The sequence below is a fragment of the Kitasatospora sp. NPDC022785 genome (genome assembly GCF_055561295.1).
In genome coordinates, this window is the sequence record NZ_JBVHHB010000004.1 from 1 (window position 1) to 23972 (window position 23972).

General features: G+C 73.7%; 13 protein-coding genes and 1 pseudogene. 2 read left to right on the top strand and 12 right to left on the bottom strand.

Annotated features, from left to right (window positions below; all coding sequences use genetic code 11):
• Positions 1-97, top strand: a pseudogene (locus ACZ3YO_RS07920) (ATP-binding protein); the annotation flags it as partial.
• A 94-nt stretch (positions 98-191) separates the two neighbouring features.
• Here the strand turns inward: ACZ3YO_RS07920 and cimA are convergent.
• The 4 genes from cimA to ACZ3YO_RS07940 all read right to left on the bottom strand — a co-directional run bounded on the left by cimA (position 192) and on the right by ACZ3YO_RS07940 (position 4833).
• On the bottom strand, positions 192-1838 hold the full coding sequence (gene cimA, locus ACZ3YO_RS07925; protein ID WP_465566334.1) for a citramalate synthase: 1647 nt from the start codon (positions 1836-1838) through the stop codon (positions 192-194).
• Between the two features lie 369 nt (positions 1839-2207).
• Entirely contained in the window at positions 2208-3320 is a 1113-nt protein-coding gene (locus ACZ3YO_RS07930; protein WP_465554380.1) for a branched-chain amino acid aminotransferase, read from the bottom strand.
• Positions 3321-3592: 272 nt separating this feature from the next.
• Positions 3593-4630 (bottom strand): 3-isopropylmalate dehydrogenase, encoded by a 1038-nt coding sequence (locus ACZ3YO_RS07935; protein ID WP_465566337.1) that lies wholly within the window; start codon positions 4628-4630, stop codon positions 3593-3595.
• A gap of 62 nt (positions 4631-4692) precedes the next feature.
• Positions 4693-4833 (bottom strand): hypothetical protein, encoded by a 141-nt coding sequence (locus ACZ3YO_RS07940; protein ID WP_465566340.1) that lies wholly within the window; start codon positions 4831-4833, stop codon positions 4693-4695.
• Between the two features lie 155 nt (positions 4834-4988).
• On the opposite strand from ACZ3YO_RS07940, the gene ACZ3YO_RS07945 reads away from it, so the two are divergent.
• On the top strand, positions 4989-7472 hold the full coding sequence (locus ACZ3YO_RS07945) for a YfhO family protein (protein ID WP_465566343.1): 2484 nt from the start codon (positions 4989-4991) through the stop codon (positions 7470-7472).
• A gap of 134 nt (positions 7473-7606) precedes the next feature.
• On the opposite strand, the gene ACZ3YO_RS07950 is transcribed toward ACZ3YO_RS07945, so the two are convergent.
• The 8 genes from ACZ3YO_RS07950 to ACZ3YO_RS07985 all read right to left on the bottom strand — a co-directional run bounded on the left by ACZ3YO_RS07950 (position 7607) and on the right by ACZ3YO_RS07985 (position 23931).
• Positions 7607-10999: a S8 family peptidase gene (locus ACZ3YO_RS07950; RefSeq protein ID WP_465566345.1), complete on the bottom strand. Its 3393-nt coding sequence runs from the start codon at positions 10997-10999 to the stop codon at positions 7607-7609.
• A 234-nt stretch (positions 11000-11233) separates the two neighbouring features.
• On the bottom strand, positions 11234-11395 hold the full coding sequence (locus ACZ3YO_RS07955) for a hypothetical protein (RefSeq protein ID WP_396326079.1): 162 nt from the start codon (positions 11393-11395) through the stop codon (positions 11234-11236).
• 334 nt (positions 11396-11729) lie between these two features.
• Positions 11730-13319: a phosphoglycerate dehydrogenase gene (serA, locus tag ACZ3YO_RS07960; RefSeq protein WP_465567170.1), complete on the bottom strand. Its 1590-nt coding sequence runs from the start codon at positions 13317-13319 to the stop codon at positions 11730-11732.
• Positions 13320-13570: 251 nt separating this feature from the next.
• A complete protein-coding gene (ilvC, locus tag ACZ3YO_RS07965) occupies positions 13571-14569 on the bottom strand; it encodes a ketol-acid reductoisomerase (RefSeq protein ID WP_396326078.1) in 999 nt (332 codons plus the stop codon).
• Between the two features lie 138 nt (positions 14570-14707).
• The gene (ilvN, locus tag ACZ3YO_RS07970; RefSeq protein ID WP_329927879.1) at positions 14708-15232 is read right to left on the bottom strand and encodes an acetolactate synthase small subunit; all 525 of its coding nucleotides are present in this window, start codon (positions 15230-15232) and stop codon (positions 14708-14710) included.
• A 71-nt stretch (positions 15233-15303) separates the two neighbouring features.
• Positions 15304-17157: an acetolactate synthase large subunit gene (locus ACZ3YO_RS07975; protein WP_465566349.1), complete on the bottom strand. Its 1854-nt coding sequence runs from the start codon at positions 17155-17157 to the stop codon at positions 15304-15306.
• A gap of 331 nt (positions 17158-17488) precedes the next feature.
• Positions 17489-20455, bottom strand: a complete 2967-nt coding sequence (locus tag ACZ3YO_RS07980; RefSeq protein WP_465567173.1) for a putative bifunctional diguanylate cyclase/phosphodiesterase — start codon at positions 20453-20455, stop codon at positions 17489-17491.
• 434 nt (positions 20456-20889) lie between these two features.
• Positions 20890-23931 carry a helix-turn-helix transcriptional regulator gene (locus ACZ3YO_RS07985; RefSeq protein ID WP_465566352.1) on the bottom strand — a complete coding sequence of 1014 codons (3042 nt, stop codon included), beginning with the start codon at positions 23929-23931 and terminating at the stop codon, positions 20890-20892.
• Between the last annotated feature and the right edge of the window lie 41 nt (positions 23932-23972).

The following is a 23972-nucleotide window of genomic DNA, read 5'->3' on the forward strand; positions in this document are numbered from 1 at the left end:
CACCCCCGTCGTCACCCTCGACGCCCGACGGCGCGACAGCGCCAAGAGCGCCCTCATCACCCTCGTCGAACACGCCCTCCTCGCCCGCCTCCGCTAGGCCCTGGGCGGGCCGTAACACGGGACGACGCGGCCCACGGACCCTGGGGGAGTCCGTGGGCCGTGGGCGTGCGCCCGCTGCCGCGTGCAGCCCCTTACTCGGTGGGCTCCAGGCCGGCGCGGATCAGGCCGTAGGTGTACGCGTCCTCCAGGGCCAGCCAGGAGGCGGCGACCACGTTGTCGGCCACCCCGACGGTGGACCAGCTGGCGGTGCCGTCGGTGGACTCGATCAGCACCCGGGTCTTGGAGCCGGTGCCGTGCTGGCCCTCCAGGATGCGGACCTTGTAGTCCACCAGCTCCAACGTGGCCAGCTGCGGGTAGATCCGCTCCAGCGCGGTGCGCAGCGCCTTGTCCAGCGCGTCGACCGGGCCGTTGCCCTCACCGGTGGCGATCCGCCGCTCGCCCTTTGCCCAGAGCTTGACGGTCGCCTCGTTGCCCGTGAATCCTCCCCCGGCCTCCGGCCCGGTGGACCCCCCCGGCCCCTGCTCGCTGATGGTCCGCCAGGACTCCAGGCTGTAGAAGCGCTCGCGGCTGCCGCGGACCTCGTCGCGGAGCAGCAGCTCGAAGGAGGCGTCGGCGGACTCGTAGGTGTAGCCGAGGCTCTCCTGCTCCTTGACCCTGGCGACCACCCTGCCGGCGAGGTCCCGGTCGGTGGAGAGGTCGTAGCCCAGCTCCTTGCCCTTGAGCTCGACCGAGGCGCGGCCCGCCATGTCGGAGACCAGCATCCGCATGGTGTTGCCGACCGTCTCCGGGTCGATGTGCTGGTAGAGGTCCGGGTCGACCTTGATCGCCGAGGCGTGCAGGCCGGCCTTGTGGGCGAAGGCGGAGAACCCGACGTAGGGCTGGTGCGTGGAGGGGGTCAGGTTGACCACCTCGGCGATGGCGTGGGAGATCCGGGTCATCTCGGCCAGGCTGCCGGCCGGCAGCACCCGGCGGTCGTACTTGATCTCCAGCGCGCCGACCACCGGGAACAGGTTGGCGTTGCCCACCCGCTCGCCGTAGCCGTTGGCGGTGCACTGGACGTGGGTGGCGCCGGCGTCCACCGCGGCCAGGGTGTTGGCCACCGCGCAACCGGTGTCGTCCTGGGCGTGGATGCCGAGCCGGGCGCCGGGCTTGTAGGTGTGGCAGTCGGCGAGGACGTCGGCGACGATGTCGCGGACACCGGCCGGGAGCATCCCGCCGTTGGTGTCGCAGAGCACCACCACGTCGGCGCCGGCCTCGTGGGCGGCGCGGACCACCGCGAGGGCGTACGCGCGGTTGGCCTTGTAGCCGTCGAAGAAGTGCTCGCAGTCGATGAAGACCCGCCGGCCCTGGGAGCGCAGGTGGGCCACGCTGTCCCGGATCATCTCCAGGTTCTCGTCCAGGGTGGTGCGCAGCGCCAGTTCGACGTGCCGGTCGTGCGCCTTGGCGACCAGGGTGACGACCGGCGCGCCCGAGGTGACGAGGGCGGCCAGCTGCGGGTCCTCGGCCGCCTTGCCGCCGGCCCGGCGGGTGGCGCCGAACGCGACCAGCTGGGCGTTGCGGAGGTCCAGTTCGGCGGCGGCCCGGGCGAAGAACTCGGTGTCGCGCGGGTTGGCGCCCGGCCAGCCGCCCTCGATGAAGCCGACGCCGAACTCGTCCAGGTGCCGGGCGATGGCCAGCTTGTCGGCCACCGTGAGGTTGATGCCCTCCCGCTGCGCGCCGTCGCGCAGGGTGGTGTCGAAGACGTGGAAGCTGTCGTCGGTACGGCTGGCCTCGGCCATGGGGACTCCTTGTATCGAGTCGGTAGTGCTCTGCCGGTTTCGGGGACCCGGCTCCACTGTCCAGCATCCCGCGCGCACCCGGTGTCCCTCGGCCCCTTGTGGGGGCTTCGGCCGGTCCGGGCACTGTGCCGATTGGGGCTGAGCCCAAAAAGCGAAAAGACCCCTCGCGGGTGCGAGAGGTCTGCGCGCGGGTCTGGACGCTGGTGGTCGCTCCGCATCGGGTACTGCGGAAGCGGTCACTGCGGACCGGCGCGCCTGCTGCCAATAATCAGCGAAAGCGAGGACACGTTCGCAGTGTGGCACACCGGTCCGGAGTCCGGCCCGGCCGTCTCGGTATCCGAAACAGCACAGGCCGGACGGGGTGCCGAATCAGACGATCTTGTGCAGCCAGCCGTGGGTGTCGGGGGCCTGGCCGCCCTGGATCGCGAGCAGGGTCCTGCGCAGCTCCATGGTGACCGGGCCGGGCTCGCCGGTGCCGACCGTCCAGTCGCCGCCGACCGACTTGACCGAGCCGACAGGGGTGATGACGGCCGCGGTGCCGCAGGCGAAGACCTCGGTGAGGGTGCCGTCGGCGTTGCCCCGGCGCCACTCCTCGGTGGAGATCTTCCGCTCCTCGACCGCGTAGCCGAGGTCGGCGGCGAGCTGGAGCAGCGAGTCGCGGGTGATGCCGGGCAGCAGCGCGCCGGAGAGCTCGGGGGTGACGATCTTCGCGTCCTTGCCCTCGCCGAAGACGAAGTACAGGTTCATGCCGCCCATCTCCTCGATCCACCGGTGCTCGGCGGCGTCGAGCCAGACGACCTGGTCGCAGCCCTTGGCGGCGGCCTCGGCCTGGGCGACCAGGGACGCGGCGTAGTTGCCGGCGCACTTGGCGGCACCGGTGCCGCCCGGCGCGGCGCGGACGTAGTCCTCGGAGAGCCAGACCGAGACGGGCTTGACGCCACCGGGGAAGTAGGCACCGGCCGGCGAGGCAATGATCATGAAGAGGTAGGAGTTGGCCGGGCGGACACCCAGGCCGACCTCGGTCGCGAACATGAACGGCCGGAGGTAGAGGCTCTGCTCCGGCTCGTTCGGGACCCAGCCCTGCTCCTGCTGGACCAGCAGCTCGACCGCCTCGACGAAGGTCTCGACCGGCAGCTCCGGCATCGCCAGACGGCGGGCGGAGGCCTGGAAGCGGGCGGCGTTGGCCTCCGGGCGGAAGGTGGAGATCGAACCGTCGGTCTGGCGGTACGCCTTGAGGCCCTCGAAGATCGCCTGGCCGTAATGGAGCGTCATGTTCGCCGGGTCGATCTCCAGCGGCGCGTACGGCGCCAGCTGGGCATCGTGCCAGCCCAGGCCCTCGGTCCAGCGGATGGTGACCATGTGGTCGGTGAAGATGCGTCCGAAGCCGGGGTTGGTCAGCCGGGCCTCGCGCTCCGCGTCGGACAGCGGGTGGGCGGAGGGCTTGAGGTCGAACGTGATGGGCGCCTGGGTGGGCGTGCTCATGGCTGTGTGTCCTTCACCGTGGGGTTGGTCCGGGCCGCCTCCGTCGGGTGAACGTTTCGGCGAACGAACGCACGACGGCACGGCCCACTGTCGATACTCGCATCCAGAGGGCCGTGCCGAACAGTCGCGGGCTCCTTGGGGAGCTGCAAGCTGTCGTTATGCGGTCCGGCCCGTCAGCCGGAACACGTGGTGTCGGTTCCGGCCCGCTAGCCGGAACACCGCTCGTCGGTTCCGGCCCGCTAGCCGGAACACCACTCGTCGGTTCCGGCCCGCTAGCCGGATACTCGGTCGGCGAGCGCGTCGCCGACCTGGGAGGTCGTACGGGTGCCGGCGCGGTCGGCGAGGTCCGCGGCGACCGCGGCCTCGACCTTGGCGGCCTCGGCGGCGAAGCCGAGGTGCTCCAGCAGCATGGCGACCGAGAGCACGGTGGCGGTCGGGTCGGCCTTGCCCTGGCCCGCGATGTCCGGCGCCGAGCCGTGCACGGGCTCGAACATCGACGGGAAGTCGCCGCTGGGGTTGATGTTGCCGCTGGCCGCGAGGCCGATGCCACCGGTGACGGCGGCGGCCAGGTCGGTCAGGATGTCGCCGAACAGGTTGTCGGTGACGATGACGTCGAACCGCTCGGGCTGGGTGACGAAGAAGATGGTCGCCGCGTCGACGTGCAGGTAGTCGGTGGTGACCTCGGGGAACTCCCGGCCGACCTGCTCGAAGATCCGGGTCCACAGGTGACCGGCGTGCACCAGCACGTTGTTCTTGTGGACGAGCGTGAGCTTCTTGCGCGGGCGCGCCTGGGCCCGGCGGTAGGCGTCCCGGACGACCCGCTCGATGCCGTACGCGGTGTTGAGGCTGACCTCGGTCGCCACCTCGTGCTCGGTCCCGGTGCGCAGCGTGCCGCCGTTGCCGACGTACGGGCCCTCGGTGCCCTCGCGGACGACCACGAAGTCGATGGCCGGCTCGCCGGCCAGCGGCGACTTCACGCCGGGGAAGAGCCGGCCTGGGCGCAGGTTGATGTGGTGGTCGAAGGCGAACCGCAGCTTCAGCAGCAGCCCGCGCTCCAGCACGCCCGACGGCACGCTCGGGTCGCCGATGGCGCCGAGCAGGATCGCGTCGTGGCCCTTCAGCTCCGCCAGCACGCCGTCCGGCAGCGTCTCGCCGGTGCGGTGGTAGCGCCGGGCGCCGAGGTCGTACTCGGTCGTCTCCAGCTTCACGTCGGCGGGCAGTGCGGCACCGAGGACCTTGAGGCCTTCGGCCACCACTTCCTGGCCGATTCCGTCACCGGGGACAACTGCGAGACGAATGGTGCGAGACATGCTCGGACCCTACTCCGCCGTCCCAGGGGCTGACACCTCGTGTCCACTATCCGGACGAACGGTCAGGTGAGGTCGATGCCGACCGGGAACGGCCGTTCGATCTTCAGCTGCTTGTGGTGGATCCCGGTCAGACCGTAGGACATAGCGGCCGGGTCGAGCTCGTAGGTGTGGACGACCGGGCGCCCCTCGTCGTCACCCTCCACCCACCAGAAGTGCGGGATGCCGGCAGCTACTCGGCCGAGTTCGTCCGCACGTCCCTCCCGCGAGGGAGCGCGTGAGACACCACTCGCACCCAGGGCGCCCTTATGCTCGCGGGGATCTGGTTCGGAGAATCCTCGCAGAACGGGGTGAAACACCCATGGACGCGCGGTGGCGCGAGGCACGGGTCTGCGCGGTGGGGGCCGGGCTGGGGATGGCCGGGTACGCCGTGGCGGCCGGGCTGCGCGGGGCGTGGCCGCCGGAGTCGGCGCAGACGGCGGTGCCGTTCCACGCCCAGCTCTGGGACCTCGTGCACGGGCGCTCCCCCGGCGACCTGCTGTTCAACTGGAACAGCGGCTACGGGGCGCCGTTCCTCGCCGACTTCTTCGCCTACCTGATGAACCCGTTCTCCTGGCTCACGGTCCTGCTGCCGCGCAGCCAGGGGCAGTTCGCGGTGTTCCTGGTGGAGCTCCTCAGCATCGGGCTCGGCACCGGCCTGATGACGTACGCGCTGGGGCGGCTGCACGCCGGGCCGCACTGGCTGCGGGCGCTCGTCGCCGTCGGCTACGGGCTCTGCGCCTGGGTGCCGACCGTCGGCGGGACGGCCCCGATGTGGCTCTGGGGCCTGGTCTCGCTGCCGCTGCTCGTCCTGGCCGGCGACTGGTGCCTGCGCGAGCGGCGCTGGGTGGCCGGCACCCTCTGCGTCGCGCTCGCCTGGGCGGGGAACCTCTACACCGCCGCGATGGCCACCATCACGGCCGGCCTGGTGCTCGCGGTCCGTCTGCCGGCCGTCCGGCGGCCGTTCAGGACACTCGTCCGGGTGACCGGCCGGGCCGTCACCATGGCCGTCGCCGGGGTGCTGCTCGCCGCGCCCGTCCTCTTCGTCGCCGTGCGGGCCGCACAGGAGGCCCAGCCGGAGTCCCCGGTGCAGCCGCTCGGCCCGTCCGGGCTCGGCGGGCACCTGGCCCAGCTGCTGCCGGGCACCCACGGCGGCCCGCCCGTCCCGGACGTCTCCGTCGGCCTGTTCGGCCTGCTGCTGGTGGCCGGGCTGCCGTTCAACCGCCGGGTGCGGGCCCGTGAACGGATCGCCTGGTGCGGGCTGATGGTGCTCGTCGTGCTCAGCTTCGTCTGGACGCCCACCGTCCTGGTCTGGCACGGCCTGGCGATCCCGGCCGGTGGCCCCTACCGGGTGGCCTTCGCGCTCAGCGGCCTGCTGGTGCTGGCCGGCTGGGTCTCGCTGGCGCACCGGCCGGACACCCCGACCCTGCTCGGCGGGGCCGCGGTGGTGCTGCTGGTGGCCGCCGTCGCCGCGGGCCGGCACTCGGTGCGGGCGTCCGCCTGGGTGCCGCTGACGGTCGGCGGGGCCGTCCTGATCGCCGCGCTCCGGACGCTGGACCACCGGCACACCGACCGGCGGGCGGGCGCCGCGGCCACGGTGGCGCTGGGCTGCGTGGTGCTCGGCGGCGCGATCTGGTCCTCGTACACCGCGCTGGGCACCCCGGCCTCCGGCACCGCCTCCGGGGCGCCCGTCCGGGCCGGGTACGCGGCCCTGCAACAGGCCGCCGACTGGCCACGCGCCCGCGCCGACCCCGGCCCGCACGCCTTCACCCGGAACGACCCGCTGCTGCTCGACGGCCAGGGCGGCGGCTATTCCAGCGGCTACCTGCCCACCGTCACCGCGCTGCTGCTGCACGACCTCGGCGCGGGCTGGACGGCCGGCGGGCGGCAGACCGAGAGCGTCACCGACCCGGTCGGACAGGCCCTGTTCGCCGTCCGCACCCACCTCGCCGACGGGCCCCCGCCGGACGGCTTCACCGTCGGCCGGGCCGCCGCTCCCCCGCTGGTCACCGTCCTGCCACCGGGGGCGGCGACCGACACCTCCTCGGTGTGGTCCCGGCAGGAGTCGCTGCTCGGCAGCCGGGTGTACGACGCGCCCGAGCCCGTCCCGGCCGGCGGCCCGGCGCCGGCCGCGCACGGCAGCAGCGGCTGGTCCGTCCCCGCCACCCCGGCCGGCTCGGACGGCACCGCGTTCACCGTGGTCTGCACGCCGGGCGGCACCGCGTACTTCCACGGGGTCTGGTTCGACGGCACGGTGAGCGGCCTCGGCACCGCCTACCGCAGCGACGGCGAGCAGCCGACCACGGCCGTGCCCGTCCACCTGCTGGGGCCGGTGCCGGCCGACGGCGTCGTCCGGGTGGTGCTTCGCGCGGACACCGTCACCCAGGTCCCCGCCCGGCCGGTGGGCTGCCTGCGGCCCGGCGCCCTGGACGCCGCCGTCGCGCGGCTCACCGCCACCGGTGCCACCGGGGTCACCGCGGGCGGACACGCCCTCACCGCCTCCCTCCCGCAGGGCAGCACCGGGACCGCGCTGCTCTCCGTCCCGGCCACCACCGGCTGGACCTGCTCGGCCGGCGGCGGCCCGTACGCGGCGCCGCGGTCCGTCCTGGGCATGATCGGCGTCCCGCTCGGGCCGGGCGCCGACCGGATCACCTGCTCCTTCCGCCCGCCCGGCCTCACCGAGGGCCTCACCGTCGCCCTCGCCTCCGCCGCGGTCACCACCCTCACCGCCGTCTTCGGCCGCCTCCGCCACCGGCCCACCCGGACACCGCGCCGGGTCCGCCGCAGGACGGCCGAGCGGCAGTGACGGGAGGAGTGGAGGCCTCCGGGAGGAACATGGGCCGGAGGTCGCGCCGACCCGGTTGCTCCGGGCGCGGGGCGGGGCAGCACGGAGCCGCCGCCCCTCGCCGGGGCGGCGGCTCCGTGGGCGGGGGCGGGGCGTCAGGGCAGGTTCAGGATCTGGCCCCGCCGGCCGTCGCGGTTGAAGTGGTGCAGGAGCAGCAGGCGCGAGGTGTCCCCGTCGGCCCGGCGGACGTCGAGGACGCTGCCCGGGGGAAGCGGCGCCGCCACCGCGGCGGGGCCGCCGGGGCCGGTGCGGACGTCGAGGGCGGGGTGGAGGACGTCGACGGTGAGGGTGGGCCGGGTGCCGCGCAGGCCGATGGCGGAGAAGGCCTCGGCCGGGTCGGGCTTGCCGGCGGTCGCGGCGCCCGTCCAGAGGCCGTAGCGCACGGTGCTGTGGCCGGCCTTCACGCCGGGCAGGACGCTCAGCCGGACGGGGAGCACCAGCACGTCACTGTCGAGCAGTTCGGTGTCGGTGTCGCCCCAGCGGGCGTTGAGCGGCTGGACGTCCAGCTCGGTGCCCGTGCGGGCGTCCACCGTGCGGGCGACCAGCACGTCGCTGCCCCGCTGCCGGTCGGCCTTGACGAAGACGTCCGTGGTGCCGTCCCCGTCGGTGTCGAGCGAGGCCCGGACGGCGAAGACACCGACCGGGGTGGTGGCGGGGGCCCAGACCTGGGCGGCGAGGTAGAGCGTGCCCTGCCCGTCGCCCACGGCGGGCGCGTCGGAGGCGGCTCCGACGGCGCGCAGGTTGGCGCCCCGGTCCCCGGCGCGTTCGACGCAGACGTCCTGCGGGGCCTGCGGTTCGGTGCTCTCCTCGGGGACGATGCCGGCGCCGGGGCCGACGGCGGCGCCGCTGCCGGGCGGGCAGTCGGGCCAGCGGGCGCCCTCGCCGCCGAGGGCGAACGCGCTGAGCAGGCCGGGCTGTTCGCCGGGGGCCCCGGTGCCGCCGAGAGGGACGAACGCGCCGGAGCGGATGGTGCGGATCGGGGCGGCCGCGCTGAGCTCGGAGGCGGGCCGGGGGGCGGCGAGGACGGGGACCCGCAGCGCCGGCAGGGTGGCGTCGGACTCGGGGGTGAGCAGCAGCCGGCCGGAGAGTTCGCCCCGGTAGCTGCGGGCCTGGCCGCCCTGGAGGGTGGCGATGGTCGGGTCGGGGGTGCGGCCGAGCGCCCCGGGGACGACCAGGGTGACCCGGACGCGGGCGGTGCCGCCGGCCGGGACGTCGATCCGCTCGGGGGTGATCTCGTAGTGGGCGCCGGGCAGTTCGGTGGCGGCCGCGTAGCCGGTGCGGTAGGCCACGGCGGCGCCGGAGAGGTTGCGGACCTCGACCTCGCGGGCCTCCGTCCCGCGGGCTTCGCCGGGCGCCCCGCCGACCGCCACCACCCCGAAGGAGACGCCGACGCTGCCCTGGACCGCGCCCTCACCGGCCGCGTAGGCGACGGCGGGGGTGCGGACGGCGGCGTCGACCCGGGCCCGTCCGGCGCCGGTGCGCTCGGGGCCGTAGACCGGGCCGGTGCCGCCGTCGCCGAGCCAGGTGTCCCCGGCGGTGTTCATCAGCGCGGCCTTGAGCTGCTCGACCGTCCAGTCGGGGTGGGCGGCGCGGACGAGGGCGGCGAGGCCGGCGACGTGCGGGGTGGCCATCGAGGTGCCGTCCTCGCGCTGGCCCCCGCCGCCGCTGCCGGCCTTGGCGGACCAGATGGTCTCGCCGGGCGCGGCCAGGTCGGGCTTGACCACGCCGGGCACGCCGATGCCGCGCGAGGTGAAGTCGGTGAGGGTGTCGGTGCGCTGCGGCTGGTCCTGGGAGACGACGCCGTGCAGCGGGTTGCCGGGCGCGGCCAGACGGATGTCGACCGGGCCGTCCGCCGCTCCCTGGCGCAGCCGTTCGCCGTCGGCGTGGGCGAGCAGGGCGACGGGGATGCGGTCGTTGCCGGCGATCTCGGCGAGGTGGTCGTCGTCGGCGGCGAGCAGGGCGCCGATCGCGCCGGCGTCGGCGGCATGGTCGGCGCGCGGGCCGGAGCCGCAGGCGCGTTCGGACTCCCGGGTGCGCCAGGCGAGCACGGCGATCCTGCCGGCGAGCCGCTGCCTGTCGGCCTCGGTGAAGGCGGTGCAGCCGTCGGCCTGGTCGGCGGGCAGGGCCAGCCGGCCGGCCACGTCGGCGGTGGACCAGCCCTGGTAGCGGCCGCTCCAGTGGGCCGGGACGGTGCCGGCGAGCGGTTCGGGGCCGAGCACGGTGAGGCCGTCGGCGTCGCTGTGCGCGTCGACCGAGGCGGCGACGGCGAGGGCCCGGGCGGCGGTGCCCGGGCTGCCGCCGATGCCGTAGAGGTCGCCCTCGTTGCCGACTGCCGCGACCACCAGGGTGCCCAGTTCGGCGAGGTGGTCGACGGCGACGGCGTCGGCGTCGTCGGTGGAGCCGAAGCGGCTGCCGAGGGAGAGGTTGACGACGTCGAGCCGGTCGCCGAGGTCGCCGTCGCCGTCCGGGTCGGCGGCGACGTCGAGGGCCTGGGCGAGCTGGTCGGTCGCGCCGTCGCAGCCGAAGACGCGGATCGCGTACAGCTGGGCGCCGGGTGCGGCGCCGGGGCCGACCTTGAAGCCGGCCGGGTCGAGGCCGGGCCGGTAGGGGCCGGTGTACGGGTGGCCGTCGGCGGTGACGCCGAGCCCGGCGGCGGTGCCGGCGACGTGGGTGCCGTGGCCGTTGAGCGCGCAGTCGATCGGGTTGGCGTCGGGGTGCGGGTCGGGCTGGTAGTGCGGGGCGGACGGGTCCGGGTTGTAGTCGTCGCCCACCAGGTCCCTGCCGCCGACCACCTTGGCGTTGGGGAAGAGGTCCGCGGGGGCGGGCTTGGCGCCGTCGACGGCCCGGAAGGCCTCCTCGGTGCCGGGGCCGCCGAAGTCGGCGTGGGTGTAGTCGATGCCGCTGTCGATGACGCCGATCCGCACGCCCTGCCCGGTGTTGCCGCCGGCCCCGCCGTCCGCGGAGGGGCCGGACCACACCGCGGGTGCGCCGGTGAGCGGCACGGAGTAGGCGTTGTCCCGCTGCTTGCGGACGATCGGGTGGACGGCCCGGACTCCCGGCAGCGCGCGCAGGGCGGGCAGCCGGTCGGCGGGCACGGTGACGGCGAGACCGGTGAGCAGGGTACGGGTGCGGTAGAGCTCGCGGGCGGTGGGCGCCGCGTCGTGGACGGCGCCGGCGAGCCGGTCGAGCGCGTCGGAGGCGCGCGACCGCTGCCCGGCGCCGGCCTGCGCGGCCTCCCGGCGGACGACCTCCGGCGAGCGCAGGCTCCGCCGCGCCTCGGCGGCCGCCCGCCGCCAGGCCGGTCCGGCCGCCTCGGTGGCGAGTTCCAGCAGGACGGAGGCGGAGCGCCCGGGCGGGGCGTCCGGAGCCGGCGGACTCGTCGGTGGACTGCCGGCCGCCGGGGCCGCGGTGAGCAGCACCGGCCCCGCCAGCAGGGCCAGGGTGAGTCCGATCCTGGCGATCGGACGACGGACGGGTGGCTGACGCACTGGGCCCTCTCCCCCGGCAAGGGGAACTGATCCGCACGCCGTGTCGCTGACGCCCGCCCGCGCGGACGTCGATCACCCCTCCGGGGCCCCACATATAGGAGACCGCACCGGAGAGTGCGAGCAACTTCCCTCCAACGGGCGCTACTTGCACTCTCCCGGGTGACGCGCCGTCAGCCCGTCCGGGCTATTCGGCGGATGAACGCCACGCGCGGGAGCCACCCGCCCGGGAGAGGCTCAGAGGTGCCCGGTCACGCCGCCGTTGTCGCGGCGGTCCAGGGCGCGCTGCAGGGCGTCGGCCGCGAAGGGCGGCCGCTCGGCCGCACGGCGCCGGCGCGGGGTGCGGGCGGGGGTGGCGGCGGGGGCGGGAGTGGCGTGGCGGTCCGCGGTGAGGGGCATACCGGGCTCCTTGAGTCGAATGCGCAAGGGGGGCGCAGAGGGTGGGGCACAAGGGGTGCCGTGCGAAGCACGCCGCAGGAAGGACTGGTGGGCGGCGGGAGGGCACGCGGAGCAGGGATCGCCTGCCCGTCGGGCGCACAGCGACACACGGGCCGCACACCCTGGCTACAGGGGCGGCGCACCGTATGGCTCTTCCACGGTACGACCCCGGCCCTGCCGTGTCTCCACGAATACTTGGATTTCCTACTATCTGAGACGGGAGTCGTCCGCGGGCACGCAACAGGGCCCGGACCACCGGCGAACGGTGGTCCGGGCCCTGCGGGAGCCTCTGGAATCAGGCGCCCAGGTCGACCGAGCGGGCGAAGCGGGCGCCGATCTCGGCGGCGATCGCGGACAGCACGTCCTGCGGGATCTGGCTGTCCACGGTGATGGAGGCCAGTGCGCCGCTGCCGTCGCGGGCCACCTGCATGCCGGCGATGTTGATGCCGGCGTCGCCGAGGTGGCGGCCGAGGACGCCGACCACGCCCGGGCGGTCCTCGTACTTGAAGAACGCCATGTGGTCGGTGAGCGCGACGTCCACGTCGAAGGCGTCCACACCGACGATCTTCTGGGTCTGCTTCGGGCCGGCCAGGGTGCCGGAGATGGCGATCTCGCTGCCGTCGGCCAGGGTGCCGCGAACGGTGATCACGTTGCGGTGCTCGGGGCTCTCGCTGGAGGTGGTCAGACGCACCTCGACACCGCGCTCCTGGGCGAACAGCGGGGCGTTGACGTAGGACACCGTCTCCGCCACCACGTCCTCGAACACGCCCTTGAGGGCGGACAGTTCGAGCACCTTGACGTCGTGCTGGGTGATCTCGCCACGGACCTCGACGTCGAGCCGGACGGCCACCTCGCCGGCCAGCGCGGTGAAGATCCGGCCGAGCTTCTCCGCCAGCGGCAGGCCCGGGCGGACGTCCTCGGCGATCACGCCGCCCTGGACGTTGACCGCGTCCGGGACCAGCTCGCCGGCCAGCGCCAGGCGCACGGACTTGGCGACCGCGATGCCGGCCTTCTCCTGCGCCTCGTCGGTGGAGGCGCCCAGGTGCGGGGTGGCGACCACGTTGTCGAAGGCGAACAGCGGGGAGTCGGTGCACGGCTCCTTCGCGTACACGTCCAGGCCGGCGCCGGCCACCCGGCCGTCGCGCAGGGCGCCGGCGAGCGCGGCCTCGTCCACGATGCCGCCGCGGGCGGCGTTGACGATGCGGACGGTCGGCTTGACCTTGTGCAGCGCCTCGTCGCCGATCAGGCCGATGGTCTCCGGGGTCTTGGGGAGGTGGACGGTGATGAAGTCCGAGACCTCCAGCAGCTCCTCCAGCGAGACCAGCTTGACGCCCATCTGCGCGGCGCGGGCGGCCTGGATGTAGGGGTCGTACGCGACGATCTTCATGCCGAACGCGGACATCCGCTGGGCGACCAGCACGCCGATCCGGCCGAGGCCGACGACGCCGAGGACCTTCTCGCTCAGCTCGACGCCGGTGTACTTGTTGCGCTTCCACTCGCCCTGCTTGAGCGCGGCGTTGGCGGGCGCGATGTTGCGGGCGACCGAGATCAGCAGGCCACAGGCGAGCTCGGCGGCGGTGACGATGTTGGAGGTCGGCGCGTTGACGACCATCACGCCGGCCTTGGTGGCGGCGGAGACGTCCACGTTGTCCAGGCCGACGCCGGCCCGGGCGACCACCTTGAGCTTGCGGGCGGCGGCGAGCGCCTCCGCGTCCACCTTGGTGGCGGAGCGGATCAGGATGGCGTCCACGTCGGCGATCGCGGTCAGCAGCTCGGTGCGGTCGGCACCGTTGCAGTGGCGGATCTCGAAGTCGGGCCCGAGGGCGTCGACGGTGGCGGGCGACAGCTCTTCGGCGATCAGTACAACGGCGTTTTTGGATGTCACAGTGCTCACGACAGTGTGGTCCTTAACTGTCCGGTTCTCCCCGGCACGAAGGTGGCGTGGAAGGCGGGGGGAAGGTGGCATGCCGCGTAGGTAGACGCACGACGCTGTGGGCCTGACGCGCACTCGGAAGTGTATCGACGGGCTGGGTGCCAGGCTGCTCCCGTCCGGCGAAATCACCCGGACGGGAGCAGCCTAGTTGTACAAGGGCCCTACGGAACGGAGCAGAGCCCGGCTGGGGCGGGGACGGAGGCTCAGGCCTCTTCCTTCACCCAGCTCATCAGCTTCCGGAGCTTCTTGCCGGTGGTCTCCAGCAGGTGGTCCTCGTCGGCCTTCTTGTACTCGTTGTACTTGGGCAGACCGGCCTTGTACTCGGCGATCCAGGTGTTGGCGAAGGTGCCGTCCTGGATCTCGGTCAGGACCTTCTTCATCTCGGCCTTGGTGGCGTCGGTGATGATGCGGGGGCCGGTGACGTAGTCGCCCCACTCGGCGGTCTCGGAGACCGACCAGCGCATCTTCTCCAGGCCGCCCTCGTACATCAGGTCGACGATGAGCTTCAGCTCGTGCAGGCACTCGAAGTAGGCGATCTCCGGCTGGTAGCCGGCCTCGACCAGGGTCTCGAACCCGGCCTTCACCAGGGCGGCGGTGCCACCGCAGAGGACGGCCTGCTCACCGAACAGGTCGGTCTCGGTCTCCTCGGTGAAGGTGGTCTTGATGACGCCGGCCTTGGTGGCGCCCAGGCCCTTGGCGTACGACAGCGCCAGCGCGAACGCGTTGCCGGAGGCGTCCTGCTCGACCGCGACGATCGCGGGGACGCCGCGGCCCTCCTCGTACTGGCGGCGGACCAGGTGGCCCGGGCCCTTCGGGGCGACCATGCAGACGTCGACGTCGGCCGGCGGCTTGATGAAGCCGAAGCGGATGTTCAGGCCGTGGCCGAAGAACAGGGCGTCGCCGGCCTTCAGGTGCGGGGCGATGTCCGCCTCGTAGACGTCGGCCTGGATCGGGTCCGGCACGAGGATCATGATGACGTCGGCCTCGGCGGCGGCCTCGGCGGGGGTGACGACGCGCAGGCCGGCCTCCTCCGCCTTCTGGCGCGACTTCGACTCCGGCTTCAGGCCGACCCGGACATCGGCGCCGGAGTCGCGCAGGGACAGCGCGTGGGCGTGGCCCTGGCTCCCGTAGCCGATGACCGCGACCTTGCGGCCCTGGATGATGGACAGGTCGGCGTCGTCTTCGTAGAACAGCTCGGCCACGGGGGCACATCTCCTTGCGTGATGGTCTTGCCGGGTACTGCGATTCCTACGGTACGTGGACCCGGCGGGGGTGTGGGGCGGTGCTTCAGGGGGTGAGACGGGCTCCAGGCCGAGCCTGGCGGGCCGCGTCCTCGGGGGTCACGCGCTCCGGTCGAGGGCGCGCAGCGAGCGGTCGGTGATCGAACGGGCTCCGCGCCCGATCGCGACCAGACCGGACTGGACCAGCTCCTTGATGCCGTACGGCTCCAGCATCCGGAGCATGGCCTCCAGCTTGTCCGAGCTGCCGGTGGCCTCGATGGTCACCGCGTCCGGGGACACGTCGACCGTCTTGGCGCGGAACAGCTGGACGATCTCGACGATCTGCGACCGGGTCTCGTTGTCGGCGCGGACCTTCACCAGGACCAGTTCCCGCTGGATCGCAGCGGACTGGTCGAGCTCGACGATCTTTATCACGTTGACGAGCTTGTTGAGCTGCTTCGTGACCTGTTCCAGCGGGAGGTCCTCGACGTTGACCACGATGGTCATCCGGGAGACGTCCGGGTGCTCCGTCGGGCCGACGGCGAGGGAGTCGATGTTGAAGCCCCGACGGGAGAACAGCGAGGCGATGCGGGCGAGCACGCCGGGCTTGTTCTCGACCAGGACGGAGAGGGTGTGCTTGGACATGTCTCTGGGGTTCCTCGGTCGCTCGGAGGGGCCCGGCGCAGCCGGACGTGAGAAGGGTGGCGGTGGACGGGCTACTCGGAGTCGTCGCCGAAGTCGGGGCGCACGCCCTTGGCGAACTGGATCTCGTCGTTGCTGGTGCCGGCCGCGACCATCGGCCAGACCATGGCGTCCTGGTGGACGATGAAGTCGATGACGACCGGGCGGTCGTTGATCTCCATCGCCTGCTTGATCACCGCGTCCAGGTCCTCCGGGCGCTCACAGCGCAGGCCGACGCAGCCCATCGCCTCGGAGAGCATCACGAAGTCGGGGATCCGGGTGCCCTGGGCCGGCGGCTCGATGCCGTCGTGGCCGGGGCCCGCGTGCAGCACGGTGTTGGAGTACCGCTGGTTGTAGAAGAGGGTCTGCCACTGGCGGACCATGCCCAGCGAGCCGTTGTTGATGACCGCGACCTTGATCGGGATGTCGTTCAGGGCGCAGGTGACCAGCTCCTGGTTGGTCATCTGGAAGCAGCCGTCGCCGTCGATCGCCCAGACCGCCGTCTCCGGGCGGCCCGCCTTGGCACCCATGGCGGCCGGGACGGCGTAGCCCATGGTGCCCGCGCCGCCCGAGTTGAGCCAGGTGGCCGGCTTCTCGAACTGGATGAACTGCGAGCTCCACATCTGGTGCTGGCCGACGCCCGCGGCGTAGATCGCGTCCGGGCCGACCAGCTTGCCGATCCGCTCGATGACCTGCTGCGGGGAGAGCTGGCCGGCCGGGGCCGGCTCGTAGCCCAGCGGGTACGTCTTCTTCCACTCGTTGAGCTTGACCCACCAGTCCGCGTAGTCGCCCTTGTGGCCGGCGTCGAACTCGGCCTGGACGGCGACGATCAGGTCGGCCAGCACCTCGCGGGCGTCGCCGACGATCGGCACGTCGGCCGGGCGGTTCTTGCCGATCTCGGCCGGGTCGATGTCGGCGTGGACGACCTTGGCGTACGGGGCGAAGCCGTCCAGCTTGCCGGTGACGCGGTCGTCGAAGCGGGCGCCGAGGGTGAACAGCAGGTCCGACTTCTGCAGCGCGGTGACCGCCGGGACGGAACCGTGCATGCCGGGCATGCCGAGGTGCTGCGGGTGGCTGTCGGGGAAGGAGCCGAGCGCCATCAGGGTGGTGACCACCGGGGCGCCGGTCAGCTCGGCGAGGATCCGCAGCTCGGCCGTGGCGTTCGCCTTGATCACGCCGCCGCCGACGTACAGCACCGGGCGCTTGGCGCCGACCAGCATCTTCGCGGCCTCGCGGATCTGCTTGGCGTGCGGCTTGGTCACCGGGCGGTAGCCGGGCAGCGAGGTCTCGGCCGGCCAGCGGAAGGTGGTGGTGGCCTGCAGCGCGTCCTTGGCGATGTCGACCAGGACGGGGCCGGGGCGGCCGGTCGCGGCGATGTGGAACGCCTCGGAGATCACCCGGGGGATCTCGGCCGGGTCGGTGACGAGGAAGTTGTGCTTGGTGATCGGCATCGTGATGCCGCAGATGTCCGCCTCCTGGAAGGCGTCGGTGCCGATCGCCTTGGAGGCGACCTGCCCGGTGATGGCCACCATCGGCACCGAGTCCATGTAGGCGTCGGCGATCGGGGTCACCAGGTTGGTCGCGCCCGGGCCGGAGGTGGCCATGCAGACACCGACCTTGCCGGTGGCCTGGGCGTAACCGGTGGCGGCGTGGCCGGCACCCTGCTCGTGGCGGACCAGGATGTGACGCACCTTGGTCGAGTCCATCAGCGGGTCGTACGCGGGAAGGATGGCCCCGCCCGGGATGCCGAAGACGGTGTCCGCGCCCACGGCCTCCAGCGAGCGGATGAGCGACTGGGCGCCGGTCATGGTCTCGACGACGTGCTGGGGAGCGGGAGCGTGGGCGGCCGGGGTGTCCCCGCGGCGGGGGGATGCGGCGTGCTCAGTCATCTGCCTGTCTCTTCTCGGTTTTTGCCGGCCCGGGTGGTTGCGGGCCCCGGTCTTTCGAGGGTGGGGTCCCGGTGGTCGGGCCGATCGCCGGCTCTGCCCCAATCGTCCCCCTTTTCCCGCTGATTCGGGGCGGTCGGGGGCGGCCGGGGCCAGTGGTCTTGCGGAGTGGAACAGTGTCAGTGCAACAAAAAACCCCTCGTGCCAAGGGCATGCGAGGGGTGGCGCGTCGGTCTCTCACGAGTCGGGCATGGCCCGCTCAGCCGACGCGCCCGCCAAGTACGAGAATTCGGGTGCGCATGGCAACGACCTTCCTCCCGTGCGGGGCCGACTGTCAAGCAGGTGGGACGACAGTCTCGCCATGCGGACCATGCCCCGGCCCCCTCACGGCGCGGTGTTCGGGCAGGTCGGAGCCACTGTGGTGATGTACGACACGCCCTCCGGCGGACTCCCCGCGGCCACCCGTCCGGGTGTCCGCGGCGAGGTACGCGCGGCGGGCCGAGAGCGAGCCGAACGGCCGCGGCAGCGGGTACACCCGGCGGACCAGCGCGCGCCGCAGCCTGGTCTCGTCCAGCGGCGGGGCGAAGGCCGAACCCTGGCCCTGCCGGCAGCCCAACTCCTGGAGCAGGGAGACCTGGCGCGGCAGGTCCACCCCCTCGGCGGCGGTGACCAGGCCGAGGTCGCGGCCGAGCCGCAGGGCGTGCCCGGCCAGCGTCCGGCTGAGCCCCGACTCGCCGAGGCCCTGGACGAGCGTACGGTCCAGCTTGAGCCCGTCGAAGGGCAGCCGGGCCAGCGCGCCGAGCGAGCCGTGGCCGGCCCCGAAGCCGGCCAGGGCGGTGGAGACGCCGAGCCGGCGCAGCGCGGCCAGCCGGCGGCCGAGTTCGTCGGCCAGCCCGTCCGGGCCCATCCGGGCCACCTCGACGATCAGTTGGCCGGCCGGCAGCCCGCTGTCCCGCAGCGCGGCCACCACGGCCTCGTACATGCCGGGTGAGCAGAGCCGCTCGGCCGAGAGCCGGACCGAGACCGGGACGGGGGTCGGCGCCGAGCGGGTTCTGACCGGCAGCCCGCGCCGCAGCGCCGCGGCGGTCACCGCCTCGTGGATCAGCCAGCGGGAGAACCGGGTGGCCGCGTCGCCGTGCTCGGCGGAGCGCAGGAACTCGGCGGGGGTCAGCAGCAGGCCCTGGGCCGAGCGCCACCGGGCTTGTGCCTCGACACTGGCGACGGCGCCGGAGGAGAGGTCCACCACGGGCTGGTGCAGCAGCGTGAAGCCGCCCTCGCGGACGGCGACCCGCAGCCGCTCCTCCAGTTCGGTGCGGCGTTCCAGGTCGGCCCGCATGGCCGGGGTGTAGAGCACCACCCGGCCCTTGCCCTCGGACTTGGCCCGGTACATCGCGAGGTCGGCGTTGCGCATCAGCTCGTCGGCGGCGGCCCTGGGGTCGGCGGCCGGGCCGCGCTCGGGGGTGCCGAAGGCGATGCCGATGCTGGCCGCGACGGCGAGTTCGGCGCCGCCGATCCAGTACGGCTCGGAGAGCGCGACCCTCAGCCGCTCGGCGAGCTCCTGGACCTGGAGGCGGCCGAGCGGGCCGCAGACCAGGGCGGCGAACTCGTCCCCGCCGAAGCGGGCGACGGTGTCCCCGCACCGGACGGCGCCCTGCAGCCGGCGCGCGGCCTGCACCAGCAGCTCGTCACCGACCTGGTGGCCGGCGCTGTCGTTGACCGCCTTGAAGCCGTCCAGGTCGAGGAAGAGCACGGCGACCCCGGTGCCGGCCTCGCCCTGCTGTCCGCGCGCGGCGAGAGCGCCCCGCAGGCGCTGGGCGAAGAGCGCCCGGTTGGGCAGGTCGGTGAGCGGGTCGTGGAAGGCGTTGTGCTGCAACTGGGCCTGGAGTATCACGCGTTCGGTGACGTCCCGGCTGTTCAGGATCAGGCCGTCGCGGTACCGGTTGACGGTCGACTCGACGTGCAGCCACTCGCCGGTGCCGGAGCTGATCCGGCACTCCACCCGGGCCGCGGACACCTCGGCGGCGGCGCCCGGCGAGCGGTGCGCCAGCAACCGGCCGCGGGCCAGGAAACGGCGGACCTCCAGCAGCACCCGGTCGACGTCCTCGGGGTGGACGAGGTCCAGCAGGTTCCCGCCGACCAGCTCCTCCGGGTCCCGCCCGTAGACGCCGAGCGCGGCCGGGGAGACGTAGGAGAGCACGCCGCTGGCGCCGGCGATCATGATGACGTCGCTGGAGCCCTGCACCAGGGAGCGGAAGTGCGCCTCCTTGTGCGCGAGCTCCTGCGCCAGCGAGAGGTTGTCCAGCAGCATCACGCCCTGCCGCAGGATCAGCGCCAGGCCGACGGTGCAGGCGGCGGCGGCCACCACCCGGTCCAGCGGCCGGCCGCCGAGGGCGTTGTAGAGGATGCCGGCGGTGCAGACCGCGGCCGCCGCGTACGGGGTGAGGGCACTGAAGGTGGTGGCCACCCGGCGGCGCGGCAGGCCCCCGGCCGAGGGGTGCTCGCGCAGCGGGCGGCGCCAGCGCGAGCACCACGGCGCCCAGGCGAGCAGCAGGCTTCCGGCGAACCAGCCCGCGTCCAGGAGCTCTCCCGAGTGGTAGCTGTTGCGCAGCTCGGGGGAGGTGAAGAGGGCGTCGCAGAGCACGGTGAGGGCCAGGCCGATCATCGCGGTGTGGACCGCCGCCCGGTTGCCGTCGCGGCTGCCGAAGCGCAGCCCGACCACCAGGCTGACCAGCAGGATGTCCAGCACCGGGTAGGCCAGGTTGAGGGCGAGGCGCAGCGGGGAGCCGACCTCGCCGGCGGCGATCCGGCCGAGCGCCAGACTCCAGCTGAGGGTGAACAGCGAGCCGGCCACCAGCCAGCCGTCCAGCATCAGGCAGAGCCAGCCGGCGGCGCTGCGCGGGCGCTGGGCGAGGACCAGCACGCCGGTGATGGCGAGCGGGGCGAACAGCAGGAAGGCGTACTCGGCGAGCGAGTCCTGCGGCAGCTGGGTGCGCTCGACCAGCTCGTACCAGCCCCAGGTGCCGTTGCCGAAGGCGACCATGAGCGAGGAGAGGCCGAACAGCAGCCAGGCCGGCCGGGCGTGGCCGCCGATCGTGCAGCCGTACGCGAGGCAGGACACCGCGGCCGCGAGGGCGGCCGCGGCCAGGCCGAAATCACCCATGAAGATGGCGAGTTGGCGGGACCCCCAGCCCAGGGCCGCGCCCGTCGCGTAGGCCAGGCAGAGGGCGCCGAGGACGGCGCCGGGCAGGCTGCGGCTGTCGAGCAGCCGGCGGACCGGGCTTGGCCGCGCGGTTGCGGACATGTCGGTGTCCGGTACACCCGGCCGTCCGGCCCCGGGCAGCACCGCATCGGTGGAGCTCACTCGGCCTCTCCCCCTCCGGCCCGGGGCCTGGCGCCCCGGCCACGGGCCACCGGCCGCGCACCTGGTGGCCGTACGCGGTGGCCTGGCGCCCCGTCAGGGCGGTGGCCCAGGGGGTGGACGGCCTGCCAGCCGACGCACCGCACCGATGTTCCCACTCGGGACCCTACACCACTTCGGTCACTCAATGACACGCACACTCCACTTAGAGTAATGGTGCGTGCGTGGGGAATTGCACCCGAATCGACCGGAACGGGCCGGTTGGCGGGGGCGCACGGGAAGGGGCTCACGCGGCGCGCACAGGAGCACATGGAGGCGCCCGCCGATCACCGCCCGGTTCGGGCGGTGCGGCCGGCGGGCGCCGACGGCGGCCCGGCTCAGCGGCCGGCGGGCGCCAGGTCCTCCGGGAAGAGCCGCAACCGGTGGGCCAGCGCGGCGGCCTCGCCCCGGCCGGCCACCGCGAGCTTGCCGAGGATGTTGGAGACGTGCACGCTCGCGGTCTTCGGGGAGATGTACAGCTCCTCCGCGATCTGCCGGTTGGTGCGGCCCCGGGTGAGCAACCGGAGCACGTCCCGCTCACGGGGGGTGAGACCGAGGGAGTCGCCGGCCGGCGCCGGCTTGGCAGGCGTGGCCGCCCGGGCGGTGAGGGCCAGGCCGGCTCGCTCGGCCAGGCCGGTGATCTCGGCCAGCAGCGCGCTGTCGGACCGCACCCCGGCCAACGTCCTTGCCTCGCGCAGCAGTTCGGTGCCCGACTCCCGGCAGCCGACCAGCACATCGGCCTCCGCGGCGCGCATCAGCGCCACCGCCAGCGGGCCCGGCAGCCCGGTCGGCCGCAGCGCCTCGACGGCGGCCGCCCAGTGCGCCGGGGTGTCGGTGCCCTCGGCGCGGGCCAGTTCGGCCTCCAGCAACCGGGCCCAGCCGTGGTGCAACGGCGCCTTCGGGGTCAGCCGGGCGGCCAGCTCGGCGATCTTCGCCAGTACCTCGGCCCGGCCCTCGGCGGCCTCCGGCAGGCCCCTGCTGTCGGCCTCGGCCGCGGCGCCGTCCACCAGCAGGGGGTAGAGCGCGGCCTCGTTCCCCGCGGGGACTGGACCGTCGATCACGGCGAGCAGCTCGGCCCGGGCCTCCAGCGGTCGCCCGCCGCGGGAGGCGATCATCACCGCGAGCCGGGAGATCGGCACGGAGTGCTGGAACTGGCAGACCCGGTCCGAGGCCCGGGCCTGGGCCAGCATGCCGGCCGCCGAGGGGAGGTCCCCGCGCATCAGGGCCAGCTCGCCCCGCAGCCGGTCGAGGAACTCGGCGTGGCTGCCCGGGTGCTGGGTCCGCTCGGCGCCGGCCAGCAGCTCGGCCGCCTCCTCGGTACGGCCGACGTCGATCAGCGCCTCGGCGAGGTTGCCGACCAGCAGGGTGCCGATGTTGCGCAGCAGGCCGGTGCCGTCGGCCGTCTCCAGCCCCTCCCGGGCGAGCGCCACGGCCTCCTCCGCGCGGCCGAGCGACTGCAACAGGCTGGCCAGGTTGTTGAGCCCGCGGAGCATGAGGTCCGGGACGCCGAGCTCGCGGGTGGCGGCGACCGCCTCGGTCAGCTCGGCGATGGCGGCGTCGGGGTCGTTGCCCAGGTCGTTGCGCAGGGTGCCGAGGGTCATCCGGGCGTGCTGCTCGACGGCGTGCGCCCCGACCTGGCGGGCGATCGCCGCGGCCCGCTCGGCGAGTTCGATGCTCTCGCCGGTGGGGCTGTTGAGCATGGCGATGCCGGCGCTCAGCGCGAACACCTCGGCCTGGACGGCGGACGGCGGCAGGTGCTCGACCAGGCGCCGGGCGTAGGCCGCCTCGTCCTGGTCCTTGGAGCGGTTCAGGTGGCCGAACATCCGGGCTCGGTTCATCCGGAACCAGGCGGCGCGGGCCGGGTCCCTGGTCTCGTCGACCAGCTTCAGCGCCCGCCGGGAGAGGCTCAGCCCGCGCTCGCGGTCCCCGCTGCGGCGAGCCGCGACCACCGCCTCGGCGAGCACGTCGACCAGCTGCAGCCGCTCGCAGTCCTGGTCGTGCGTCTCCACGTCGCAGGAGCACGGCGGGTAGGTCTCGGCCCAGTCGTACGGGCGCAGGGTGTGCTCCAGCACCTCCTCGGAGACCTCGTCCCACAGCTCCAGGGCGCGCTCCAGCATCCGCAGCTGCTCGGCGAAGGCGTTGCGCCGGCGGGCGGCCCGGGCGGCGTCCAGCGCGCTCGGCAGGGCACGCGCGGGATCGTGCGCGTGGTACCAGTAGTTGGCCAGCCGGGCCGGGCGGACGTCGCTGCCGACCAGGTGCGGCTGCTCCTCCAGCGCGGTGGCGAAGCGGCGGTTGATCCGGTGCCGCTCGCCGGGCAGCAGGTCGTCCGAGACCGCCTCGCGGACCAGGGCGTGCCGGAACCGGTAGCCGTCGCCGTCGGTGTCCGGGCGCAGGATGTTGGCGCCGACCGCGGCGCGCAGCGACTCGATCAGCCCCTCCTCGTCGTCCAGCACGGCGGCCAGCAGCGCGTGTTCGACGTAGGAGCCGCCCTCGGCGGCGATCCGCAGCACCCGCTGGGTCTCCTCGTCCAGCGCCTCGACCCGGACCAGCAGGATGTCCCGCAACGAGTCGGTGAGCCCGGTCGAACAGCCGTCCTGGAAGGCGGTCGCGAGCTCCTCGACGAAGAACGGGTTGCCCTCGGAGCGGCGGTGGATCCGGTCGACCAGCTGCCGGTCCGGATCGGTGGTGCCGAGGATGCCGGCCAGCTGCGCGGCGACCTCGCCCGGGCCGAACCGCTCCAGCTCCATCCGCTGCACGGTGCGCAGCCGCTCCAGCTCGGCCAGGAACGGCCGCAGCGGGTGCCGCCGGTGCAGGTCGTCGGTGCGGTAGGTGGCGACCAGCAGGACGCGGGCGCGGTGCAGGGTGCGCACCAGGTAGGCGAACAACTCCCGGGTGGAGCGGTCCGACCAGTGCAGGTCCTCGACGGCGAGCACGAGGGTACGGTCCGTGCCGAGCCGTTCGAACAACCTCGCGGTGTGCTCGAACAGCCGGGCCCGGCCGTACTCGTCGTTGGGTTCGCCGTCGGCCTCGCCGAAGTCGGGCAGCAGCCGGGCGAGATGACCCTCCATACCGGCGGCGGCCACCTCCAGCTCGGTGCCCAGACCGCGGTGGAGCCGGCGCAGCGCGGTGGCCAGCGGTGCGTAGGGCAGCCCCTCGGCACCGACCTCCAGACAGCCGCCGACGGTGGTGACCACTCTCCCGTCGCCGGTACAGGCGCGGGAGAGGAACTCCTCCAGCAACCGGGTCTTGCCGACGCCGGCCTCGCCGCCGATCAGCACGGTCTGCGGGTTCCCGGAGCCGGCCCGCCGCAGCGCGTCTGTCAGATCGGTGATCTCCGTGCCACGGCCGACGAAGACGGGACTCACCGATATCTGCTGCATGGAGCTGAGCATGCCATAAGCCGATCCGCCCGGCCGAGGGG

Excerpts from the sequence above, each read along its gene's own strand:
- ACZ3YO_RS07945 (WP_465566343.1), top strand. The coding sequence starts at position 4,989 with ATGGACGCGCGGTGGCGCGAGGCACGGGTCTGCGCGGTGGGGGCCGGG.
- ACZ3YO_RS07930 (WP_465554380.1), bottom strand. The coding sequence starts at position 3,320 with ATGAGCACGCCCACCCAGGCGCCCATCACGTTCGACCTCAAGCCCTCC.
- cimA (WP_465566334.1), bottom strand. The coding sequence starts at position 1,838 with ATGGCCGAGGCCAGCCGTACCGACGACAGCTTCCACGTCTTCGACACC.
- ACZ3YO_RS07975 (WP_465566349.1), bottom strand. The coding sequence starts at position 17,157 with ATGACTGAGCACGCCGCATCCCCCCGCCGCGGGGACACCCCGGCCGCC.
- ilvN (WP_329927879.1), bottom strand. The coding sequence starts at position 15,232 with ATGTCCAAGCACACCCTCTCCGTCCTGGTCGAGAACAAGCCCGGCGTG.
- ACZ3YO_RS07980 (WP_465567173.1), bottom strand. The coding sequence starts at position 20,455 with ATGTCCGCAACCGCGCGGCCAAGCCCGGTCCGCCGGCTGCTCGACAGC.
- ACZ3YO_RS07955 (WP_396326079.1), bottom strand. The coding sequence starts at position 11,395 with ATGCCCCTCACCGCGGACCGCCACGCCACTCCCGCCCCCGCCGCCACC.
- ACZ3YO_RS07985 (WP_465566352.1), bottom strand. The coding sequence starts at position 23,931 with ATGCAGCAGATATCGGTGAGTCCCGTCTTCGTCGGCCGTGGCACGGAG.
- ACZ3YO_RS07935 (WP_465566337.1), bottom strand. The coding sequence starts at position 4,630 with ATGTCTCGCACCATTCGTCTCGCAGTTGTCCCCGGTGACGGAATCGGC.